Raw genomic sequence first — 16,900 nt, 5'->3', positions numbered from 1 at the left:
CTACTCGCTACTCACTGCTTTATTGCTTCTTACTATCATTTTGATAACCACTCTATAGACCTATCTAAAAATAAGATCCCATCATGCGACTGATTGAACTGCGACTAAAAAACCTCAACTCCCTAAAAGGTGAATGGCACATCGACTTTAGTGCCCCCGCTTTTCTGAATGAAGGCATCTTTGCCATTACTGGGCAGACGGGCGCTGGCAAGACCACCATCTTAGATGCGATTTGCTTAGCGCTTTATAGTCAAACGCCAAGATTGGGTGATATTACTGGCTCAACGAACGAGATCATGACCCAAGGTACGGGTGAATGCTCAGCAGAAGTTATTATTGAAATAGATTCTACACGTTATCAATGCTCGTGGTACCAGCACCGTGCTCATAAAAAAGCCAAGGGCAACTTATTACCGATTAAACATGAAATCAGTGAAGTTAAGACAGGCAAAGTGTTAGAGGAGAAGAAATCTAAGACATCGGCCTATATCCAAGACCTTATCGGCATGGACTTTAATCAATTTACCCGCTCCATTATGCTAGCACAAGGCAGTTTTGCGGCGTTTTTAAAGTCTGATATTGGCGATAGAGCCGCCATTTTAGAGAAAATAACCGGTACTGCTATCTATGCCAAGATATCGTTAAACGTCCATGAAAAGAAACGCTTTGAAGAAGAAGTGCTTGGTAAGCTGCAAGCAGGCGTTAATAGCTTATCGTTATTAAATCTTGAAGATGAAAAGCTACTGGCAGCAGATTTAGAAATCCTCAATCAACAGCAAAGCAAGCAGCGGCAAACATTCAAAACCTTAAGTGAGCAACTGCAATGGCTAGATAGTGTTCAGCAGCTACAGAAAAATTTATCGAACTATCAGGCCGAGTTTGCAGCAGCACAACAGACGCAGACAGACTTTATTCCAAAAGCCGAGCGCCTAGATCTTGCTAATAAAGCTTTGGAGATTGATGGTCCATTTCGAGAGCTTAACTATAGCCGAGAGATGGTCACGCGCTTGGGTGTTGAGCAGCAAGGTTTGCTCAATAAGATTCCATCTCAGCAAGAAGCGCAGGTAGAGGCCTCAATCCATTTAAACGATGTCAATGCCATTGAAAAGCAGGCCACAAATAATCTACAAGCCACCTTACCTATCATTGCCAAAACGCGCGAGTTGGATGCTGAGATAAAACAGCAATCCTATTCTTTAGCAGACGATAATCAACGTAAAGACGTATTAGTCAATAATACGCAAGGATTGCGTCAAGAAATAGCCAGCCATAAACAAACAGAGCAAGAGACTAAGGCTCAGCTTAGCAGTATAGAAAAGTATTTTAGCGACTACCAAGAGTTAAACGACCTTGATACAGATATGGCGACTTTTGATAGCAGCTGTAGCCGATTAAAAGCGCTGCTAGAGGATAACGTCAGCTTAGCGGTGGATAAGCGCGCGCAGGTCAATCAATCAAGCCAGCTACAAGCTCATTTCGATAAGCTCTCTAAGCAGCACGACGCCGATAGCTTGTCGATAACTGAGCAACGAGAGCAATTGGTCAGCGTACAACAGCAGCAAGACGCACTCATCGAAAAACAGTCGCTTGCGAGTATGCGCTTTGAGCAAGAGCAGATTAATGAGATTAACAATCAGCTTGTACAAGCCAGCTCAGCACTGCAAAAAACAGCTGAGCAAACAAAAAAAATCAAGCAGATTAAACTTGCGCTGCCGACGCTAAACAAAGACTTAGCGGATTTAGAAAAACTCATTGTGCGTCATCAATCAGATATTCAAGACGCTAAGTTTAAGAGACAAGAAAAGCTAGAGCATCTGAATTTACTACAAAAAGTCGCTAAGCTTGAAGACTACATCGCAGAACTAAAAGATGGGACGCCCTGCCCGCTTTGCGGCGCGCATGAGCATCCTTATGGCAAGCATCATCCATTATTAGACCGCAGTCACCACGATACCGGCCAACACCAACCATCTAAAACGCAACAAACTCAGCAGCAAATCGCTGAACTAGAGACCGTTGTTGATAATCTTGAGCAGGCTTTATCAAAGTACAATTTTGAATATGCCACAAAGAAAGAGACGCTTAACAACCAAGAGCAACAACTGGCGCCACTACAGCAGCAATCAAAAACCTTATATAGAGATATTCAGGAGTACATAGCCGTACTGTTTGAGCCTAAAAATAACTATTCCGAAATAATCGAAGCGATTATCCATCCGCTTACTCAGATTATGGATAACGGCAATGATACGACTCATGTAGATCATTCTTTATCCTTATTAAATAGCACCAAACAGAAACTGGCTGAACATAAACAATCTCTTAAAACCATAGTGGTCGAATATGAGCACTTAACTGAGAGTGCGGCAAAGCTCAGTATTGTTATCGAAGCTGATGAAAAACAGCAACAGGCAGTTAGTCGCGATATTAATAATCTGACAACTGACATCAAGCTTAATACGCAGAAGATTGATGGAATAAAAGATAAGATCACTGCTAATTTCTCAGAGTTAGCGCCTCTGATGACCACCGTTTCATCTCTAACGCATAAATACCCAGCGGATAAATATAAAGAGCACTTAAACTTAACTACAGCGCTCAATGCGGCAGACTTATCTGACGCACTTAAGCAACTGGGTGATAGTTTTGATAAGCAAAGGGTAATGGATAGCGCAGATTATAACCATCATATTGAAAAACTGCGGCAACAGCGCAACGCTTTAAACCAGTTAAAGCGACAGTTTAACGAGCAGAAAAACAGCCAACAGCAACTAACCAACACTCTTAGCAGTGTGACCGCGCAGATTGAAACACAGCAAATACGGCTGAGCAATGATGAAACAGCGCTCAACGAGCTAGAGCGCTTAATTGCTCATAAAACCAAGGCTATCGAACAATTAAAGCAAGATAGAAACGAGATTTTCGCAGATAAAAATACAGACAATGAAGAAAATAAATTACGCGATGCTGTCGATGAGGCTAAAGCCAAGCAAGTAGTAGCACAAAGGCAGCTAGATACCGTACAGCAGGCTCTAGAGCAATTAAAGCTTAGAGAGGAGCAGCTAGCAACAGAGCGACAGTCTGCTATTAATACGCTAAATACGCAGCAAGATACCTTTGCTAATTTGCTTGCAGAGTCGCAGTTTATCGATGAAGCCGCTTTTGTGAGTGCTCGCTTGCCCAAAGAAGAGCGCGAAGCACTACATATACGTAAATTAGAGATTAATAATGCATTGCATCAAGCTAAGTTGCAGTTGGACAGCACTCAGCAAGCGTTAGAACAAAAACTTGCCAACCCTATGACAGATAAAAGCCAAGAAACGCTTGCAAGTCAGCATCAGCAAATACAAACAGATATTGATGAGTTAAACCAAAAAATCGGTGCGATTGACCAAAAGCTCAAGGATAATGACGACCGTAAAGGGAAACAAGCAGCACAGCTTATTGCGATTGATGAGCAAAAACAAAAACTACAAGTCTGGCAACAGCTACATACGTTAATTGGTTCGGCTGATGGCAAAAAATACCGCACCTTTGCCCAAGGCTTGACGTTTGAGGTTATGATTGGACACGCCAATAGTCAACTGCAAAAAATGAGCGATCGTTATTTACTTATTCATGATGATAGCAATCCGCTTGAGCTTAATGTCATTGACAACTACCAAGGCGGTGATATCCGCAGTACCAAAAACCTCTCAGGCGGTGAAGGCTTTATTATCAGCCTAGCACTGGCACTTGGATTGTCACAGATGGCCAGTCATAACATTCGCGTCGACTCGCTATTTTTAGATGAAGGCTTTGGCACGCTCGATGAGGATTCACTTGATATTGCGCTCGATACGCTGACCAGCTTACAGCAAGAAGGTAAGCTCATCGGAGTAATCTCCCACGTACAGGCATTAAAAGATCGTATCCTGACCCAAATCAAGGTCGAAAAACTCTCAGGCGGCTTTAGCCAAATAAGCGGACAAGGCTGTCGCCGAGTTGTTAGTGAAAAAGCCTCATAATAAATTAAGGCGATTAAAAGTCAGTTAGTACACAGTGGTTGCACAATAAAAAGCCCACTGCTAATTGATTAGCAGTGGGCTTTTTTGTTATAAAAACTGCGGGTTACTTTGTGACAAGACCACTTAGCTCACTCATGAGCACTGATAGCGTTGAGAGGCTAACTTGACCATCTTCATTGTTATAAAGATCATCTAATTTATCCATCTCAGCACTGACTGCCGATAACTGATCTACGTGGCGTGATCTCCACTCGCTAAAGGCTTGCTTGGTATCTGGCTTTGATAATATCGCATCCATTAGCAGACGTAGGCTACGTGATAGCTCATTGACTAAAGCATGACGCGCACGGCGATCCCAATAATCTTGCTGCGGTAAAGTGGCGATATTCTCCATCATCCAGTCTAATTGTAAGACATGATAAGCTTCAAAATACAAAGTTGCAATCTCATCAACTGGACGCTCATATTGCTCAGCCAGTAGTGCAGCATCTAGCGCATCAACATGATAAGGCAACATCGCAAACATTGTTGCATCACTTTCGGTCAAATCATCCTGCATTAAGCTTGTGGCATCTTCTTGCAAATACTCGGCAAACTGCTGCTCAATAAACCCGCCTGATTTGGTTAATTTTTCAACACTGTCTCTAAAGCGGCTAATCATATCAGCAACTTGCAAATCTTGCCCAAAGGCATTGATGAACCAGACGACACCACGTTCGAGCGCATCACGTAGACGCAGCTCAAGATTGAGCAACAACTTTGCATCGACTTGATTGTCTAGCGCTTCAAGCTTATTCCACGCTTTTATTACATTGAACACATCGCGGCTAATCGCATAACCACGTACGATGGTTGCTAGTGATTGATCGGTCTCCTCATACAGACGGAATAGCGCTTCAATACCCAAACGATTAACCACACTATTGGTCAAGTAAGTACTGATAATCTCACGATGCAGACGGTGCTCTGTCATCTCATCAAAGAACCGCGTCGCCAGCTCATCAGGGAAGTATTTACGTAGCTCATTAACGAAGTAAGGCTCATCTGGCAGATCAGACAATAGCAGATTGTCATACACCCACATTTTGCCATACGCTAAGACGACTGCCAGCTCAGGGTTGGTCAGCCCAGTGCCTGCTTTTTGACGTTTGGCAATCTCTTCTTCCGATGGTAGATATTCAATGGCGCGGTCCAGACGACCTTCACCCTCTAACATCTGAATGAAACGCTGATGATCACTTAAATTGGCTGCTGCGCGTATGTGACTTAGCTCAATTGCTTGTGGCTGCAGATAGTTTTGGCGCAGTACCAGCTCTGCTACGGTATCGGTCATAGACTCTAACAGCTCGTTACGCTGCTTTAAGGTCATATCGCCCTGCTCGACTACTTTACCGAGTAAGATTTTGATATTTACTTCATGGTCTGAGCAGTTAACACCACCTGAGTTGTCGATAGCATCAGTATAGATGCGTCCACCTGTTTGAGCGTACTCAATACGACCTTGCTGAGTGAATCCTAGGTTACCGCCTTCACCAACGACTGCCGTACGTAGCTCATTACCATTGATACGTACGGCATCGTTAGCACGGTCACCCACATCGGCATGGCTCTCGTCCTCACTTTTCACATACGTACCGATACCACCGTTCCAGATGAGATCAACAGGTGACTTCATCAATGCTGTGATAAGCTCGTTTGGTGCAAGGTTGTCTTCACTGATATCGAACAGCGCTTTCATCTCAGCACTAATGGTAATACTCTTATCTTGACGCGAAAATACGCCGCCGCCTTGACTGATGAGCGATTTGTCATAATCATCCCACGTCGAGCGCGGCATTTCAAACAAGCGTTCACGCTCGGCATATGAAACAGCAGTATCTGGATTAGGATCGATAAAGATATGCAGATGGTTAAAGGCAGCGACTAGCTTGGTATGGGTCGATCTTAGCATACCATTACCAAATACATCACCGCTCATGTCACCGATACCGACCACGGTAAAGTCGTCGCGGTTTTGGATGTCCATGCCGCGCATACGGAAGTGTCGCTTGACCGATTCCCAGCCACCGCGCGCTGTAATACCCATGGCTTTGTGGTCATAACCAACTGAGCCACCTGAAGCAAAGGCATCATCAAGCCAAAAGTTGTACTCGCTCGATAAAGCATTAGCAATATCAGAAAAACTTGCGGTGCCTTTATCGGCGGCTACTACCAAGTACGGATCATCTTCGTCATGACGCACGGTATTGGCTGGCGGGACAATCTGTCCATCAACGATATTATCAGTCACATCAAGCATACCGCGTAGGAACGTCTGATAACAGGCGATACCTTCGGCTTGGAACGCTTCACGGCCGTCTGCCATAGTTTTGGTTTTGACGATAAACCCGCCTTTTGAACCAACAGGGACAATAACAGCGTTTTTGACCATCTGTGCTTTGACCAGACCAAGCACTTCGGTACGAAAATCTTCCATACGATCTGACCAGCGCAGACCACCGCGTGCTACTTTACCACCACGTAAATGCACCGCTTCTACGCGCGGCGAGTAGACGAAGATTTCAAACATAGGCTTAGGCTTGGGCAGATTAGGAATATCTGCGGCCAAGAACTTAAACGATAAGCGGTCTTTACGTTGACCATCGCTATCAGTTTGATAAAAGTTGGTACGTACCATCGCTTTGATGAGGTCCAAGTACCAACGTAAGATACGATCTTCATCTAGGCTATCTACATCTGCCAATGCTGCTGTAATTTTCTGCTCAATCTGCGCTGTTTTTTCGCGGCGCTCCTCTTCGCTGTACTTAGGATTCATACGTGCATCGAATAGACTGCCTAATGCCACACTGATTGCATTATTTTTGACGACCGTTTGTTGGATATAGGCACTAGAGAATGGCGCTCTTGCTTGTATCATATAACGAGACAATGCGCGTAATACGACGACATCATAAGTGTCTAGTTTGGTAATCAATACCAGCTCGTTAAAAGAGTCGCTCTCAACGCGTCCAGCCCAAATTTGTTTTAAGCTGTCCTCAAACTGACCACGTACCACTTGCATATTGACAGTATTGACGTTTTCTAGGATTAGCTCATATTCTTGCATCCAGATCGGCTGATCTGGTAAGTCAAACTCATACGTCTGTGCTGAGATAACTGATACACCGAAGTTTTCTAGAATCGGTAGTACTTTGGATAAAATTACTGGTTGATTGCGGCCGTACAGTTTTAGATGCAACTGATTACCTGCATCTCCTGTTGATTGGTATAAATGCCAAATCATAGGCTGCTCATCACTCAAGCTTGCCAAACGCTTGGTATCTTCAACCGCAGTACGCGCATCAAAACGCTCTTCGTAAGCTGCTGGGATATAATTTAAGAAGCGACGCTTTAGAGCGTTGGCTTGCTGCTCACCGACATTATCAAGCAGCATTTTTTGATAATGATCGCTCCATGATTGCATGAGTGCTGATAGCTCAGACTCAAGTGCCGCTGTATCTACCTCATTAACTTGGCCTGGTACCGTACGTACGTGTACATGTACGCGGGCGTGTTCGGACTCATTGAATTCGGTTGTGAAGCCAGATGACGTGCCACCATAAGCATCTTTGAGTACTTGCTGTACTTCAATACGCAATTCAGTATTGAACTTATCACGCGGAATATAAACCAAGCACGACACAAAACGTTGATAATGGTCGATACGGCTAAATAAGCGTAAACTCTTTTTGTCTTGTAATTGGCTGATACCAGAAACGATAGGATATAATTCTTCAACGCTGGCTTGAAACAAATCATCGCGTGGTAACGTGTTGATAACGTGCATCATTTTATAATAGGCATGGCCTGCACGTGGCAAGTCAGCCATCGCCATGATTTTATTGGCTTTTTCACGTAATAGCGGGATTTGTTGTACAGTAAGCTGATAGGCTTGTGAGGTAAGTAGACCAATAAAGCGATACTCACCGACCAGTCTGCCATTGTCATCAAACTTATGAATGCCTAAAAAGTCCATATAGACTGGGCGATGGATAGGTGATACACGGCTTGACTTAGACAACATAAGTACACGTGGTTCAGTCAAAAGCTGCTTAAGCTCGCTTGGTAGTCTATCAAAGCTTTCAGATAGCTTATCTTCTGCAGCACCTCGTAGTAGACCAAGACCACTATTACCGATTGCAAACAAATCTAGGTCCGCGCCTTTATTGGTACCACCCTGTTTACTCTCAGCAGTCGTATTAGTAACGTCAATATAGTTGCCACCTTCAAGGCGATATTCTCGGTAGCCTAAAAAGATGAAATGATCATCTAAAATCCAATCTAAAAAGGCCTGAATCTCTTGCTGAGAATAAAAGACCTCTGGTAACGGTTTTTGTGACAACTCAACTTTAATATCAGCCAAACGCGAGCGCATCTCTTTCCAGTCGCCAACCACGGTATCAAGCGTATCAACTTTGTCTAAAAGTATCTGATGTAGCGCATCTAATTCACCATTATCCTGATAAGCAATCTCGCAGTGAATGAGCGACATATGAGAAGTGGCACTTTCATGCGCATTATCGACCTGGGTCAAATTACCCTCTTCGTCACGCGTTACACTAATAATTGTATTATAAGTGCGGTGAACATCGATTCCTTGAGCTTCAAGACTCATAAGCATCGTATCTACCAAAAATGGTCGATCGTATGCCACCATTTGGATAACAGTATGCGAGCTATGGAAATGCTGCTCTTCAGCAATAGGATTAAAGACCGCTAACTGCGGCTTACTACCTTCATAGGCTTTTAGTAGCGTAAAGTGATGCAATGCCATACCTGCTAAATCAGCATCACTTATGACGTCCGCAGTTTCATGGTGCAGCGGTCGATAATAGCTGTTGATAAAGTGATCAAGTAGTGATTTGTCTTTTTGCACATAACTGGTTGCAATATCACTTATCTGGCCAATACGCTCTTTTGTGATACCAAGAGAATTGGGCATAGCATTTGTCCTTTTTATAAGTTTGATTTTTTTGATTAATTGCTGGTTGCGTTTTTGTTTGACACACTAACTAAGACGTGACCTTATTTTTGTACCATTCAAAGTTTATTGTTTAGATTGGAGCATATCCTAGTATATAAACGTCCTTAACTTGTACACCACGCTAGTCTATTGGATTGTAACGCACCTAACAGTATAGCTAAAGTGTAAAAAATTATTTCATGTATACATATTGTCTTGATAACCTTTATTCATAAGATAATTGTTCATTATATCGCTAATTTGATGGTAATAATTTTTAAATATTCTCTTATATAAATATTTTACGTTGTTGTTAAAGTATTATTAAACAAATTTCGATCAAATAGGCTTCAAAGCCAAGATTTGCATGTCGCTGTTTATTACAGTACTGCATGCAGTAAGGTTAGCAAATGGATACGAATGGCAATGAGTAGGACTTTTTTGTTAGAATACGGCAGTATGTTTGACAGTGCTTCACTGATTCGCTATTAACGCTTAATTAAGGGTAAGATGTATGATGAATATTTTGGTGATCGGCTCAGGTGGTCGCGAACACGCATTGGCTTGGCAGTGTGCCAAAGATGATAACGTGCAGCGTGTCTATGTCGCACCTGGTAACGCGGGCTCTGCTTTGGAACCCAAATGCCAAAATGTTGTCCTAGAATCTACCAATAATGACGCTGATGAGCATAGTGCTGTCATCGAATTTTGTCAAAACAAAGCTATTGATATGGTCATCGTTGGTCCTGAAGCTCCATTAGTTACAGGTATTATCGATGCTTGCCGTGACGCTGGAATCAAAGCATGGGGGCCGACTGCCTATTGCGCCCAGTTAGAAGGCTCAAAGACCTTTGCCAAAGAATTTATGGCTCAGAACAATATCCCAACCGCAGCCTATCAAGGCTTTACCGATGCTGGCGCTGCCAAAGCCTACGTCGATGAGCAAGGCGCACCGATCGTCATCAAAGCAGATGGACTGGCCGCTGGTAAAGGTGTCATCGTGGCAGAGACGATCGAACAAGCTTACGACGCCATCGATGATATGCTGGCGGACAATAAGTTCGGTGACGCTGGCAGTCGCGTGGTGATTGAGCAGTTTTTGCAAGGCGAGGAAGCCAGCTTTATCTGTATGATCGATGGTGACAACATCTTACCAATGGCGACCAGCCAAGATCACAAGCGTGCTTATGAAGGCGATACTGGTCCCAATACAGGTGGCATGGGCGCGTACTCTCCAGCCCCAGTGGTCACCCAAGACGTGCATGATAAAGTGATGGCGCAAGTAATTCAGCCAGTCGTTGATGCTATGAAAGCCGCAGGTCATCCTTATACGGGCTTTTTGTATGCAGGTCTGATGATTGATAAGTCGGGCGACCCTTATGTCATCGAATTTAACTGCCGTTTTGGTGATCCAGAAACGCAGCCTATTTTGATGCGTTTGCAGTCATCAATGGTAGACTTGATCGCTCAGGGGCTGGCAGGTCAATTGCCTCATGAAGCTAAATGGGACATGCGCCCTGCTCTCGGTATCGTCCTTGCCTCTAAAGGCTACCCTGAAACCTCATCAAAAGGCGATGTGATTGCTGGCTTGCCAGAATTGGATGCCGATAATGCCAGCTTGGTCAAAGTCTTTCATGCAGGCACCGCATTTTCTCAAGATGACACTACCATTGATTCACAAAACGAGAGTCATGATAACGATAACAATGCCAAAGAAGTGATCACAAACGGTGGCCGTGTATTATGTGTGACGGCTTTAGCGGATAGTATTTTAGACGCACAGCAAGCAGCACTAGCTGTGACAGCGGCTATTAGTTTTGATGGTGCGCATTATCGCCGTGATATAGGTCATCATGCTATTGCACGTGAGCAGTCTTAGGCTTAGCTATATTTAAGACAGTATATTTTGTCACGATATTTTGCTCTACTAATAAACTATGTGGTTTGTGCCCCAGACTTAATATAATCTGGGGTGTTTTTAGTATTTTCATTCGTGCTATGACCTACGGGTCAGTACGACTTTGTATACTAACCTTGCATGTCCCTTGTATTGTTAGTCTTAAACCCGCAAATCAGTACAACCTGATGAATGGTTATATTTATGGCACATGATACGTCTAGATCGTCTAATAACAATAAGCAATCAATCGACACTTTAAAAACCTCGGGGTTTGAACGTCGTTTATCGATTGCTAAAACCTCTTTAAATATAGGTCGTCGCTGGGCAGGTAATAGTATGTCTGGTATATTTTTGGATAAGCAGGCACGTTCGAAGCGCAATCAAGTTTTTATGGAAGCGCAAGCGAATTATGTCGCAGAAGAGCTAGGTAAATTAAAAGGCTCAGTGGTTAAGATTGGTCAAATGTTGGCGTTGTATGGTGAGCATATATTACCGCCAGAAATCACCAAAGCACTGCAAACACTTAATGATGATACAGCAACGCTCACTTGGCCAAAGATAGAACAGACCTTACAGCATATATTAGGCGACAAACTAAATGAGCTTGAAGTAGATTCGGTCCCTATTGGCACCGCTTCTCTTGCCCAAGTTCACCGTGCGACGGTATTAGAAACAGGCGAGCAAGTCGTACTAAAAATTCAATACCCCGGTGTGGCAGAAGCGATCGACTCTGATCTTGCACTGTTTAAACGCTTGTTAAAGGTAAGTAATGTCGTGCCGCAAACACGTGCGCTTGATACTTGGTTTGAAGAGATACGCGACCTACTCTACAATGAAGTGGATTATAATACTGAGGCTGCAACGACAGAACGTTTCTACAGCCGTTTGGTTGATGATCCTCGCTATGTCGTACCTAAAATTAATCGTCACTATTCAAGTAAACGTTTGCTATGTATGACTTATGAGCCTGGTGTCTCTGTCACCTCAGAAGCACTACAATTGGTATCGCATGAACGACGTAACGCTATTGGTCAAGCAGCGATAGAAGTCATGATGCAGGAGATATTCGTTTGGGGCGAGATGCAAACGGATCCAAATTTTGGTAATTACTTGGTGCGTATTAGTGATAATGCTGATGAGTTGGATAAACTTATCTTATTAGACTTTGGCGCTATTAGGCAGTTTGATAATAATCTATTAACTATAGCACGTAACTTATTACGCGCCGGCTATCATCATGACCATCAAGCAATGATAGAAGGTATGACAGGTTATGATTTTTTCAATACGATGAGTGACAAAGTTCGATCCGATATTGCATCGTTATTCTTACTTGCGACAGAACCTTTTAGTCATCCTGACGCGAATCCTGATATACCTGCAGACTGTTTAGATGAACGAAAGCGCTATATTTGGGCCAATAGTAGACTCCATTCACGTATCTCAGAACGTGCTACTAAAGCGATTCAGTCGTTCGAGTTTAATTTACCTCCAAAAGAGTTTATGTTTATTAGCCGTAAATTTATTGGGGCTTATACGTTTTTGACGGTAATTAATGCTCATACTGACTCTGAAAAGTTGGTTAAGCCTTTTTTATAGTAATTTTATTGATATTTAAATTTTGAAAATCGCTCTTTTGTAGCGGTTTTTTGGGATATTTTTTTATTTGCTTAGGCTATTTTGTATAGGTAATTATAATATAGTAACCAGCATTTATTTTTAGTGAATTACTTAGGCTATTTAACAATATCGCCTGTCAATGCGTACCAGTTATCAAACCTTGTCTTATAACCTTTAGGTTTTGTCATGGTTAGCTCCCAGCATGTTTCTCCGCGAGCTAAATACTTAACTTCAAAATGAGTACGCTGACTCTCAGTGACGACTTTATGACGACTATTAGGCAATGCCCAAACAGTCGTTGCCTGCTGAACGGCATTGTCCATGTAGGATTCGATATTAGTTGCTAGAATAACTGTCCCACCTACCTGCAAACGTGATAATAAAAATTCAAAGAAAGGCATATTGAGCCATTGCTGGTTAAGGTTGTGCTGCTCTGGATTTGGGTAAAGCAGGTAAATGCTCGTCAAACAGTTGGGCGGAAGCGCGTGTACAGTCCACGCAATAGCATCAGCGTGAATGGGTGTTAGGTTATCTGGCAGTTGTTGCTCAAATTGTTTGGTAAAGGCTTCGAATTTATTGCGTGTGCGTTCAATAGCAATCAGATGCTTATCAGGATGCTCGGCTGCAAAACTAAGTGCATGCTTACCCTTCCCTGCTCCAATTTCTAACACCAAAGGAGTATTGCTGTTATTATTTCTTATTATATTCGGGATGATAAAGTTGCGCGGTGCTGAGAGCTTTTGTGGTTGAAATGCACGCTTTTGCTGATGCGTAAGCTCAATATTTTTAGTCATATACTGCCCCTAAAGCATTTGTCTTTTGCCATTATCCGGCCACATGCTATTATATAGGCAATTTAAGTCAATAGTAATATAGCGACAGCGAGTAACGCTTTAGGTTCTACCAATTGTAACGTAGCCCAAGATATATAAAATAGATAAACTTGCACTTTGCTATTGACTAATCATGTCGATAATACCAATGAATTTGAGAATACTATTACCCTTATTATGACTGAAACGACCCCTAACACTCCCCCTAAGACCTATCCTTGCCCGCGTTGCGGCACTCAAACAACATGGCAAAATAATAAATATAAGCCATTTTGTAGTAGTCGATGCAAGCTGATTGACTTGGGCGCGTGGGCAAATGAAGACTATACTCTACCTGCAGAAACCACCCCTTTTTCTGACGAACTATAGCCCATACCTTTTATTTTCACTAACTTATCATCTTAAGGATGTTTTGCATGTCAGCTACTTATCTGATGCCTACCTATAATCGTCAGCCGATCAGCTTCACCCATGGTTCGGGAAGTTGGCTCTATACCAAAGATGAGACCCCATATTTAGATGCGCTCACAGGTATTGCAGTGTGCGGCTTGGGGCATTGTCATCCGCAGGTTACGGAGGCTATTCAGCAGCAGGCCGCCACTTTAATTCATACCAGCAATTTGTTTGGTATCGACTGGCAAGAACGTGCAGGAGAAGCACTATGTACTGCAGCACAAATGGACAGTGTATTTTTTGCCAATAGCGGTGCGGAAGCTAATGAAGCTGCACTGAAGCTGGCACGAATCTATGCCCATCAGCAAGGCTTTAAGCGTCCGAGAGTCATTGTAATGGAACAGTCATTTCATGGCCGTACTTTACTATCGTTATCAGCAACTGCCAATCCCAAAGCACGTGAAGGTTTTTATACCTTAGATGATGACTTTATCCGTGTGCCATTTGGCGATATTGCAGCTATCGAACAAGCAGCCCAAGACTATGATGATATCTGCGCCATATTTGTTGAGCCTATCCAAGGTGAAGGCGGTCTCAATACTGCAGCCAATGGATTTAGTTATTTAGAAGAGCTGCAAGCGCAATGTGACGCTAACAACTGGCTGTTTATGATTGATGAGGTACAAACAGGGAATGGCCGTACAGGCAAGTACTTTGCTTATCAGCACGGTCGCGCCCGCCCTGATGTCCTAACTACTGCTAAAGGACTTGGTAATGGCTTTCCAGTAGGCGCATGTATGGTACGCGGACGCGCTAACGGCTTGTTTGGCGCTGGCAGTCATGGTTCTACTTATGGCGGTACACCGCTTGCAAGTCGCGTAGTTCATAGTGTGTATGATGTACTGACAAATAGCGGTATCATGGAAAACGCGGTAAACGAAGGTCAATTCATTCGTAAAAGCATAACGGACGAATTGCAACAATATGATGTTAGCAGTCGCGGCGCTGGAATGATGATAGGTATTGCGTTACCCGATACTATGGACTGTAGTCAACTGGTTGCTCTTGCACGCGATGAGCACAAGTTAATTATCAATGTCACAGGTGGTCACGTTATACGATTATTACCGCCATTAAATATCAGTCGTAATGAAAGCCAACAAGTCGTTGATCGTCTAGTTGATTTGCTAAAGCCCTTACTTTAAATCGGTTTTGTAATACTCTTGACGCAGCGTTAGAAATAAAAGAGCCCTGAATAAATAATATTCAGGGCTCTTTTTATATCTTTATAACTTCACGCTTATTGACCATTAACAAGCATGGAAATATTTTTTTAAAACTTCTAAGCAGCGAGTAATCTTTGCAGGTTGCTGTTCGCGATTTAGGGTGACAGCATATAATACAAAGCTTGGTAACTGATAACCGGTCAATACTTCAATCAACTCGCCACTTTCTAACTCTTTTTTGGCATCCATCTCCATCATTCTAACCAAACCATGACCCTCTTTAGCCAAGGTAGTGGCCATAAAGACATTATTGGTGTGAATACGAGAGTTCATTTTGGTGCGCGTTTTTTTACCAGTTTCGGTCTGAGTAAGCTCGACTTGGTTAGAATCTTTCATGATATCGATACAGATCAGCTGATGCATAGCTAAATCTTTGGGGCTCTCAAGCTTTTTACGCTGACGTAAATACTGCGGTGATGCGATCAGTACTTGACGAACATCTGTCAAAGGATGACTACTTAACGTAGAGTCATTAATCGTTGGGCTCATACGTATCGCAATATCGATGCGCTCATCAATCATATCAATATAATGATTGTCTGCAAGATAAGTGATAACTAAGTCGTCATGCGCCGCCATCCATGTAGATAACGCTGGCAAAATATGATTGACGCCAAGCTCAGGCGTAGTAGCAATACGCAAACTACCTGCTAATTCGTCACGCAACTGATTAACTTTAATTCTACCTTGCTCTGCAGCACTAACAACGTCTCTTGCCGCTTCATAAAAACTTTCACCGGCTTCGGTCAAGCTTAACTTGCGTGTAGAGCGATGTAATAACACCACACCTAGCTCATTTTCTAGGGATCGGATTTGTTGGCTAACTGCACTAGTCGTGATGCCAAGCTCACGAGCCGAACCACTAAAAGAGCCATGTCCGACCACACTGGCGAACACAGCCATACCGCGTAAATTATCTAACATAGTCTCACCTGATAAACTTTCTGGTTGTTAATATAACTTAATCAGTATATCGGATTTTGTATATTTTTCATATTACCGCATATCAGGAAAACCATTTATTTCTAAATATAAAAGTAAGCAATATCAATATATTGGCGTTTTACTATGATAATTTGTTGTTAGACGCTATTTTTAAACAGTCTATTTTATTATTTAAAATCAGCCAGCAAACTATTTAATAAAGTTTAACATTCAAAATATAAGTAATCTAAAACTTTTTATAATATAAAAAAGCGATAATAAAGGTAGATTAATATAACAATTTGTAATAACTAAATTGTAAAGGATAGATAGTTATCATATACATTCAAAAGGATAAAGTACTAAGAACGATATCTTAGCAACTAAGTGAGCTTGACCTTACCCATTTTTCCTTCTCCACGAGCCGACAAATACTGCATGACAGGTGACTCAAGTAACATGGTTTCTGCAACTGAAGTGGCTTGCAAAATTCGTTGACGCTGACGAAGCTCAGGGGTTTTATTTTCATCTTGCATCACACTACTGTCTACTTGTAAGCTGATATCCGCCTCTGGAAACTGCTGTTGGAGCTTTGCGGTCAGCGCTTGAAAGGTGGTTTGCAAATGCTTGCTATCAACTCCGGTCAAAAATACTGCGTCTCCATTGCAGTTGCCAGTCATCATACCTTGGCGAGCAAGTGCCAACTCATCTTGCGCAAGGTTGCTATTCTCACGAGCCTCTTGTAGCCAATAGTCCCACTTCTCTGGTGTCCATTCTCCTGTAAGCTCTTGCGGTGGGCAACGTAGCAAAACACGGGGGTCACTAGACTGAGGGGGTAACTGAGAATCATTTCGACTTGGCTCAGAAATTGGTTCAGGCTCAGAAATTGGTTCAGGCTCAGAAATTGGTTCAGGCTCAGAAATTGGTTCAGGCTC

Annotated in this window: 8 protein-coding genes and 1 pseudogene; 5 read left to right on the top strand and 4 right to left on the bottom strand. The window is 42.8% G+C overall.

Annotated features, from left to right (window positions below):
• The first annotated feature begins 83 nt into the window (after positions 1-83).
• Positions 84-4,007 carry an SbcC/MukB-like Walker B domain-containing protein gene (locus Q0895_RS10260; protein WP_299188560.1) on the top strand — a complete coding sequence of 1,308 codons (3,924 nt, stop codon included), beginning with the start codon at positions 84-86 and terminating at the stop codon, positions 4,005-4,007.
• A gap of 103 nt (positions 4,008-4,110) precedes the next feature.
• Here the strand turns inward: Q0895_RS10260 and Q0895_RS10255 are convergent, their stop codons facing one another.
• Complete coding sequence (locus Q0895_RS10255) at positions 4,111-8,988, bottom strand: NAD-glutamate dehydrogenase (protein WP_299188558.1); 4,878 nt, start codon at positions 8,986-8,988, stop codon at positions 4,111-4,113.
• A gap of 538 nt (positions 8,989-9,526) precedes the next feature.
• Between Q0895_RS10255 and purD the strand changes: the two genes are divergently transcribed.
• Both purD and Q0895_RS10245 read left to right on the top strand, forming a co-directional pair.
• Entirely contained in the window at positions 9,527-10,888 is a 1,362-nt protein-coding gene (gene purD / locus Q0895_RS10250) for a phosphoribosylamine--glycine ligase (RefSeq protein WP_299188792.1), read from the top strand.
• Between the two features lie 222 nt (positions 10,889-11,110).
• Positions 11,111-12,508, top strand: coding sequence for an AarF/ABC1/UbiB kinase family protein (locus tag Q0895_RS10245; protein WP_299188556.1), 1,398 nt, complete (start codon positions 11,111-11,113; stop codon positions 12,506-12,508).
• A gap of 137 nt (positions 12,509-12,645) precedes the next feature.
• Here the strand turns inward: Q0895_RS10245 and Q0895_RS10240 are convergent, their stop codons facing one another.
• Complete coding sequence (locus Q0895_RS10240) at positions 12,646-13,323, bottom strand: DUF938 domain-containing protein (RefSeq protein WP_299188553.1); 678 nt, start codon at positions 13,321-13,323, stop codon at positions 12,646-12,648.
• Between the two features lie 216 nt (positions 13,324-13,539).
• Between Q0895_RS10240 and Q0895_RS10235 the strand changes: the two genes are divergently transcribed.
• A complete protein-coding gene (locus Q0895_RS10235; RefSeq protein ID WP_299188790.1) occupies positions 13,540-13,731 on the top strand; it encodes a DNA gyrase inhibitor YacG in 192 nt (63 codons plus the stop codon).
• Between the two features lie 47 nt (positions 13,732-13,778).
• Complete coding sequence (locus Q0895_RS10230) at positions 13,779-14,960, top strand: aspartate aminotransferase family protein (RefSeq protein WP_299188550.1); 1,182 nt, start codon at positions 13,779-13,781, stop codon at positions 14,958-14,960.
• Positions 14,961-15,065: 105 nt separating this feature from the next.
• Here the strand turns inward: Q0895_RS10230 and Q0895_RS10225 are convergent, their stop codons facing one another.
• Both Q0895_RS10225 and Q0895_RS10220 read right to left on the bottom strand, forming a co-directional pair.
• Complete coding sequence (locus Q0895_RS10225) at positions 15,066-15,965, bottom strand: LysR family transcriptional regulator (protein WP_299188548.1); 900 nt, start codon at positions 15,963-15,965, stop codon at positions 15,066-15,068.
• Between the two features lie 383 nt (positions 15,966-16,348).
• Positions 16,349-16,900: pseudogene (locus Q0895_RS10220) on the bottom strand (DNA polymerase III subunit gamma/tau); the annotation flags it as partial.

Origin of the sequence: uncultured Psychrobacter sp., assembly GCF_947495825.1 — a bacterium.
GTDB lineage: Bacteria > Pseudomonadota > Gammaproteobacteria > Pseudomonadales > Moraxellaceae > Psychrobacter.
Note: the sequence above shows the minus strand (reverse complement) of the source record. Positions and strands in the feature narration are given on the sequence as shown.

Excerpts from the sequence above, each read along its gene's own strand:
- Q0895_RS10260 (WP_299188560.1), top strand. The coding sequence starts at position 84 with ATGCGACTGATTGAACTGCGACTAAAAAACCTCAACTCCCTAAAAGGT.
- Q0895_RS10240 (WP_299188553.1), bottom strand. The coding sequence starts at position 13,323 with ATGACTAAAAATATTGAGCTTACGCATCAGCAAAAGCGTGCATTTCAA.
- Q0895_RS10245 (WP_299188556.1), top strand. The coding sequence starts at position 11,111 with ATGGCACATGATACGTCTAGATCGTCTAATAACAATAAGCAATCAATC.
- purD (WP_299188792.1), top strand. The coding sequence starts at position 9,527 with ATGAATATTTTGGTGATCGGCTCAGGTGGTCGCGAACACGCATTGGCT.
- Q0895_RS10225 (WP_299188548.1), bottom strand. The coding sequence starts at position 15,965 with ATGTTAGATAATTTACGCGGTATGGCTGTGTTCGCCAGTGTGGTCGGA.
- Q0895_RS10230 (WP_299188550.1), top strand. The coding sequence starts at position 13,779 with ATGTCAGCTACTTATCTGATGCCTACCTATAATCGTCAGCCGATCAGC.
- Q0895_RS10255 (WP_299188558.1), bottom strand. The coding sequence starts at position 8,988 with ATGCCCAATTCTCTTGGTATCACAAAAGAGCGTATTGGCCAGATAAGT.
- Q0895_RS10235 (WP_299188790.1), top strand. The coding sequence starts at position 13,540 with ATGACTGAAACGACCCCTAACACTCCCCCTAAGACCTATCCTTGCCCG.